The following is a 6000-nucleotide window of genomic DNA, read 5'->3' as shown; positions in this document are numbered from 1 at the left end:
CGATCGCCGTCATTTTCTCCGACTTCGGCCCAAAGAGCTGACCCTCCAGGAAGGCAACGCGCGCCTTGAGGTCGGCATTCTCCGCATCGAGCGAGAGAATGATCCGGCTCAATTGGGCGCCATCCTGAGGTAAAGGGTCGGGTCGAAGCGGCATGACTGACCCTAGCACATGATCCTGAATCTTCAAGCAAATCCAATAGGATCAGCCCACTTTCGTCGACCGCTTTACGACGTTCCGTTTAACCCGAGTCCAGTCGATACCGGCCAGCAAAAGCGAGAACTCTTGGCTACTCATCTGCATCGCGCCATCGCGGATCGGTGGCCAAACGAACTTGCCCGCCTCAAGCCACTTCGTCGCTAGGATCATGCCCGACCCGTCCCAATAAATGCAGCGCAGGCGATCGCACCGCTTGGCGCGGAACACAAACACGTCACCACAGTAGGGATCAGCCGAAAGCGCTGACGCCACCAGCGCAACAAGGCCATTCATGCCGCGCCGGAAGTCGACAGGCTGCGTCGCCACCATGATCTTCACGCCATTCGGCGGAAGTCCGATCACCGGCGTGCTCGCAACGCTGCCACGATCGCCTGCGCCAACTCAGGCGCCACCGAGCCGATCACGGTCATGCGTGCTCCGGCAATCTCGATCTCAATTCGGCCGGAAGCAACGGAAGCGATATCCGACGACGCGCTCTGGGGAGGCGCTCGTTCTCCAACGACGGTCACCGGCACGAACATGGCCTGCTGCGCGCAGGCTTGCGCGGATCGTCGAGCGGTCAGCCCGGCTTGGCGGCGCCAGACATTCAGCAAACCACGGTTGACGCCCCAGCGCCGGGCGACGGCCGAGATGTTCACGTCGGGTTCTGCGCTTTCAGCAAGGATCCGCGCCTTCTCCTCGTCGGTCCAATTCCGCCGCTGGCGTCGCCCGGTGATCACCTCGATCCGCCGGTAGACTCCATCATGCCTGGCTTCATCCATGGCTTCATCCATGACTCCAAGCATGGCGCCAGCGCGATCTCCAACCATCCCGTTCCACTCCTGCAGATGAAGGACCTTATCTCGCGGTCTCAATCAGCAAAGAAAAGGTGGGCTGTTCGTCGCGCTCACTCTCGAACGCACGAAACAAGGTGGATGCAGGCGCCTACCATTGAGTTCCCTACCTTCCAATTTCCGGAAAAGCGCTTTTCCATTGAGCGAGAGAAGCAGGCGGCGCCAGCTCCATCAATATCATGCGCGGGCCTGCCACTTCACGGAGTCTATATCGGCGTAGAGCAGCCCGTAGCTCGCCAGTTCGTATGACTTGGGCAGGTATTGCCCAAGAGTGCAGTCCTCTACTGACAGAGGTGTAAGTATTTTCTGTGAAAGTTAACTGGAAGTCGCGCCAACCCAACATGAATACGTAGAGCGTCAGATGCTACACTGCGTACTCGAAATCATCCGCAATTTAAATGAAATTGTATCCGATATCCGCGTTAGTGTTCAGCAGTCCGTCCACGCGATATTTCAAGCGTAGACCAAATAGAATATCACCCACGCGATCCTCGCCATCTTCGAAGTAGGCGAATCGAACTTTAAGCTGCGTCTCCTGATAGAGTACTGAGAAGTCACCGTAGCTAGCAGGATCAAACGGCAAGTGGAGATACTCTGTGCGGGGGGGCGGAGGCAGTCATTTTTCCCGTTCTGATCATTTCAGCAGTTCCCGGGCCATAAGCTGGAGAAAGCTGGAGGTCGCAAGCCGGAAAACCCATTGTTTGCAACCAACGTACTTGTTCACAATCCACTTCTCTGTAGACCGAGGAGGTCTCACCCTACTGACGGAGCGTTCGTCTGACGCTCCGAAAGCCCATGGTTGGCCCGAGCAGCAGACAGTGACAAACGCCCATTAGGCCCACCTCAAGCGCGATGCCGGCACGCGCTCGCGCCATCCGTGCCGTATCTGCTTCGAAGTCGTAGTACTTCAGCAGCTCTTCGAGGTCTGAGCGATGTCGGCAATCGAAATCGAGCGCCCTGCGGCGCCAGGGAGAGCGGAGGCGTGCGGCTGGCCTTCGGCCTGGCCGAAGGAAACCGTCCTGGGAGCGGAGAAAATAGGGGCGAAGTCGTCTGTTGGGCGTCGCGTCACCGCCATCGGTGCATTGGTTCCAGGAAAGCAAGACTGCCATCTACATGCGCTGCAATCGGTCCGCCAGTCTCATGCGATTGCTGTCACAAATTATTGCTCGCGGACGGTCGCCCGTTCAAGCTCTCCGAGTCGTTCGGTGCAAATCATCTCGACGAGGCGGAGGAGGTGTTCCGTTCGGTCGAGAAGCCAGCTAAGCGCCTCCTCGGTTATCTCGAAGTGCTTCGAATAGCGTGCTTTTACATAGGCTTCGTTGAGGATGTTGTACCAGGTCGTGAAGTGGTGCTGTTCACGAGGCCATACCTCGATGAGCCGGCGATCGTGATCCTCGGCCAGGCCGCGCAGGAATTTGAGGTTGTGCGATGGCGGACTGTAGTTCGTCAGCGTTAGGAGTAAGCAGGAGTAGGCCGTTTCGACAGCTTGATGGAGCTCAAATGCTGCACGGCGATGATTTCCTTTCGCTAGGTAGAATCTACAGCCAGCGATTAGGTCGCCAATTTCCGGTATATGGAGATTTGTGTGCTCCCGTGCGACCCTAAGGGCATGGGTGGAAGACAGTGGTTTCGGTTCCGCCAGCGGCTCGTCGTCCAGTTCGTAGAGCACAATGCCATCGCGCCGGATATCAACGAAGAAATATTGTCCTTCGTATAAGGCCGTGTTCACCTCCCGGCGCGAATGAACAATGAGGCTCACCGGCGTTTGAACCTCCGACAGATGCAACAGACGATCCTGCGCCTTTGACCAGTAGGTGGCAAAATCCGTCAGCCGCCGGTCATTTACCACGACCAAGAGGTCGTAATCGGATTTGTAGCCTTTCTTCGTGTGTGGCTCGTCGACCCAAGTCCCGCGGGCGTAAGAGCCAAAAAGAATGATTTTGAGAATACGACCGCGCTTCTTGAATTCGCTCGTCCCGCCCTTCAGTGCGTCTTCAAACTCCTCGTGAATGACCTCGACAATACGGGCGAGCTCGCGCTGCTTTTTCTCCGGCAGGTGTTCGAGACTCGATCTCATCGACGATTGTGCGCGTTTCTCTTCGGCCATTCCCTTGAAACCACTAAATGAATCGCGACTACTGTAGATCGCGGTCACTCTTGTGCATACCCGTAAAATCGTGTTGGCCATGCGAGAGGTTGAACCCACCTGGCGATCGCGGCGATGCAGCGATGCTGTTCTTGGACGTCTTCTGATTCTTGGATGGCAGACAAGAAGTGTCAGCTTAGCCTCGGGCGTTGCGCCCGAGTGGGACGCGTCATTTCGCGCACCCGAACTGAAGCCGAGCCAAGGGCGACGATCGCCGCTTGGGTCATAGCGTCTTGAACAAGCGGGAACGAATGTCGACCGCTACGATCATTATACACGTTGCAAGTGCCGCTTAGACGGGGTGGACCTGGGCCGCCAAGCGGAGCAACTTGCCGGGCGCAGTCGGTCCCGGCTTCCGGCCCTTCGGGCGGCGCTTCTCTAATCGGCGGGTCGAGGCCGGCGTAATGTTGCATGGCTGCGCTTCCTCTTTCTGATGCTTGTGGCTGTTACGAACAGACCACGTTTTATCATCAGCTCGGAGCGCAGCACCTTCCTTCCGGTCGGCGAAGATGGGGCACGAAGCCGATTACCCCATCTATGCTATGCCTCCTGCGGCTGCGCTGTTAACCGGCGTCTGCGCCTGGTACGCTCATTTCACTTGCCATGACCCTGGCGGGCTAGCTGCTGCATCCCAGGTCATCACGGTGCTGCGGGGAGGGGCAGGTTCACTGCTTTCGCAACGGTTGGAGCTCGGTTTCGTCGTACCGCGCCAGGCTGTATAAGGCATAATGGCTTGAAGCATGCGATCGGTGCTGAAGGGAGGACGGAGCAGTCGATCCCTTCCGGGGAGGCGAGAACATCAATCGTGCCACTTTTCGCCGGAAGATTGGTGCGGCCCTATGCTATACTGCTATTTTCAATTTGGCCTGCTCTAGCGACCAGTACTCCATGTCGAAGAGATCTGCCTCGCTGATCGGGGTGAAACAGCCATAGGCTTGCGCGGCGTTGATTACCCGCGCAGCCTGTTCGCAGAGATCTCCGCCGATTTTGGCCGCCTTGGCATTCGCGCCGATTGCGAACATGCCTTTGCCAAGCACCAGAACCACCCGTGGATAGTCGTCCAGTATCCGTTTCTGCTCGTTGGCGCGGGTCGGTGGCATGCTCGCGACCGTTCTCGACGTCACCAGCAGGTACGACCCTTGTGGAAACGCTTTCAGGGCTTGTCTCGCGTCGAAGTTCCGCTTGAACAGTCGATAGCGTCGCTTAGTCCAGGCTCTTTGCAATCATCGGTGATTTGCAGGGTGTTGTGATAGCGGACCTCGATTAGAGGAACACTCGCCGGGCCCTGAGGAGGAGTTCACCACCTCCCGCCGTAGCCGCATATTGCCGAATTTTGAACGCAGGCAGGGCAACTGGTAAGCCGCGTGGCTCATAACCACGAAAGACCGGGTTCGATTGCGCGCCTACAAACGCTCACGCGCAACCACCCAATGACCGCCGACTATGCCGTAGGGTGGTCGCCTATTAAACGTTATTGCCCGGACGGTACCGGGCAGGAAAGATCGCCTTCCTGGCAATTGAGGTAAGCCTTCAGCGCCTTCGTTCTATCTGTCGTCAGTTCGGTTCTGCAGGCAGCAACGAGCATAGGGTAGGCGCTACCGTCCGCACTGGCTGATGTCTGAAATGCACACTCGTTGTCGCGGAAGGAAATCCACGCCTTTTGGGCGGAGACAAGCAGCTTTTTCGTGCCTGCATCGTCGCCAATGCGTGCCTCGATGTCCTTGAACGTCGAATTCAGTTCCTTGTCAGCCGTAGCGAACGCCTCGTCGCCTTCGGCTGCGACAGCAACAGTTCCAAACGAGCCGATAAGCATCACGGCGGGGATCAATAGGATACGCATTGCAAGCTCCTCCCGTTCGACAGTTGTAGCAGCCACCGATGGTGACTAGAATAAGACGTTCGCGCAGGAGTTTAGTCAAATCAAGTGGCCGAATTTATCCGTCTCCCGCCGGAGTAACCGCCAAAGTGGAGTGATCCATGCATCCCTGAAAGCTAGTTCATCTCGGGGGCGTCGGAGGGGTCACCTCCGGTACATCGGTTGGCACCTCTTCTGGGACGAATCCCAGGATGCTCACCACGAGAGCGACGAGGATGCAGATGAGTACGAGGAAGGCGACGCCGGCTTTGTCCATGCATTATTAGCAGTTTCGAATGTGAGCAATTCGAGGCAATGCCTCCCGAAGATCGGGAAGGCGGACAGTTGTTCGTGAAGATCGGGGCTCGTGCCTGGTCATTCCTTCCCGAGAAAGATCAGGACGGCTCCGCATCACGACTGTGTTAACCGGGATCCAAGGTTCACGTCTGACACAGAACTTCTTTGCGTCGGTAAAGGCGGGCCTTGCTGCCGATCTGCCAATCAACGGCGTTGGTGCGCTCGGCAAGCCACGATTGGCCTCTCGGTCATGGCCATCCATGGGTGGGTTTAGCCATGCTCACGTCCTGTTCACGGCTATTTCACAGCGCCCAATTGAACGCAAAGCCTAGCCAATGAGCTCGGAGGAGACGGAGCAACTTGCCGGGCGCAGTCGGTCCCGGCTTCCGCCCTTCGGGGGGCGCTATGCTAAGCCTCCTGCGGCTGCGCTGTTAACCGGTCAAGTTGCGCGCGAACGGGCTTCGACGCTGAAGCGTCTGCGCCTGGTACGCTCATTCCACCTTCCATGGCCCTGGCGGGCCAGCTGCTGCATCCCAGGTCATCACGGTGCTGCGGGGAGGGGGGAGGTTCACCGCTCTCAAAAACAGGCTGTAGCTCGGTTTCGTCGTTCCGCGCCTCTATGAGAGGCAAGATAGCCGCGCAGTGAAGCGCA

Annotated in this window: 5 protein-coding genes and 2 pseudogenes; all 7 read right to left on the bottom strand. The window is 57.7% G+C overall.

Going from position 1 to position 6000, the window contains the following annotated elements; all coding sequences use genetic code 11:
• Positions 1-202: 202 nt before the first annotated feature.
• A complete protein-coding gene (gene tnpB / locus ACTJKL_RS30390; protein WP_440854625.1) occupies positions 203-559 on the bottom strand; it encodes an IS66 family insertion sequence element accessory protein TnpB in 357 nt (118 codons plus the stop codon).
• Positions 556-1026, bottom strand: coding sequence for an IS66-like element accessory protein TnpA (gene tnpA / locus ACTJKL_RS30385; RefSeq protein ID WP_440854624.1), 471 nt, complete (start codon positions 1024-1026; stop codon positions 556-558). The genes tnpB and tnpA overlap by 4 nt, the downstream gene beginning before the upstream one ends.
• An 869-nt stretch (positions 1027-1895) precedes the next feature.
• A pseudogene (locus tag ACTJKL_RS30380) lies at positions 1896-2064 on the bottom strand (capsular polysaccharide export protein, LipB/KpsS family); the annotation flags it as partial.
• Between the two features lie 145 nt (positions 2065-2209).
• Positions 2210-3127, bottom strand: coding sequence for a nucleotidyltransferase and HEPN domain-containing protein (locus ACTJKL_RS30375; protein ID WP_440854629.1), 918 nt, complete (start codon positions 3125-3127; stop codon positions 2210-2212).
• Positions 3128-4038: 911 nt separating this feature from the next.
• Positions 4039-4287, bottom strand: a pseudogene (locus ACTJKL_RS30370) (class II aldolase); the annotation flags it as partial.
• A gap of 380 nt (positions 4288-4667) precedes the next feature.
• Entirely contained in the window at positions 4668-5036 is a 369-nt protein-coding gene (locus ACTJKL_RS30365; protein ID WP_018099207.1) for a lysozyme inhibitor LprI family protein, read from the bottom strand.
• A 157-nt stretch (positions 5037-5193) separates the two neighbouring features.
• Positions 5194-5328 carry a hypothetical protein gene (locus ACTJKL_RS30360; protein WP_018099206.1) on the bottom strand — a complete coding sequence of 45 codons (135 nt, stop codon included), beginning with the start codon at positions 5326-5328 and terminating at the stop codon, positions 5194-5196.
• Positions 5329-6000: the final 672 nt, after the last annotated feature.

Origin of the sequence: Sinorhizobium sp. 22678, assembly GCF_052044265.1 — a bacterium.
Lineage (GTDB): Bacteria > Pseudomonadota > Alphaproteobacteria > Rhizobiales > Rhizobiaceae > Sinorhizobium > Sinorhizobium meliloti_A.
This window is presented reverse-complemented; position numbering and strand designations above follow the sequence as displayed.